Source organism: Microbispora sp. CSR-4, from assembly GCF_008033685.1.
In the GTDB taxonomy this organism is placed as follows: domain Bacteria; phylum Actinomycetota; class Actinomycetes; order Streptosporangiales; family Streptosporangiaceae; genus Microbispora.
In genome coordinates this window covers 1-506 of sequence record NZ_VJVX01000257.1, presented here as the reverse complement: position 1 = coordinate 506, position 506 = coordinate 1, and the positions used below count along the sequence as shown (strand labels likewise).

General features: G+C 74.7%; 1 protein-coding gene. It reads left to right on the top strand.

The genetic code is table 11. The features are described from left to right. Window positions 1-506 (top strand): acyl carrier protein (locus tag FLV34_RS41110; RefSeq protein ID WP_187280902.1); only part of this gene is annotated, 506 nt, incomplete at both ends.

Sequence of the window (506 nt, the reverse complement as noted above, 5' to 3'; positions counted from 1 at the left end):
CCACGACGCCCTCGCCCACCACCGCCACACCACCGGCCTCCCCGCCACCAGCCTCGCCTGGGGACTATGGGCCCACACCAGCACCCTCACCACCAACCTCAGCCAGATCGACCGGAAACGGCTGGCCAGGCTCGGCCTGCATCCGCTCGCCACCGCGCACGCACTGGCCCTGTTCGACGCGGCCGTCTTCGGGCCGGCCGGCCAGCCGCCCGTGCTCGTGCCTGCGCGGTTGAACACGGCGACCGAGACGCCCCCGCCACTGCTGCGCCGCCTGATCTCCCCCCGCCGACCGGCCGCACGAGCCGCCCGGACCACCCAGGCGACCGGTCAGGACACCTCACTGCCCGCCCGGCTCGCCGGGCTCGCTCCCGAGCAGCGCGGCACGGTTCTGCTCGACCTGGTCCGCGCCGAAGTCGCCACCGTCCTCACCCACCCCGACCCCACCGCCATCCCCGCCGACCGACCCCTCATCGAACTCGGCCTCGACTCCCTCACCGCCGTCGAAC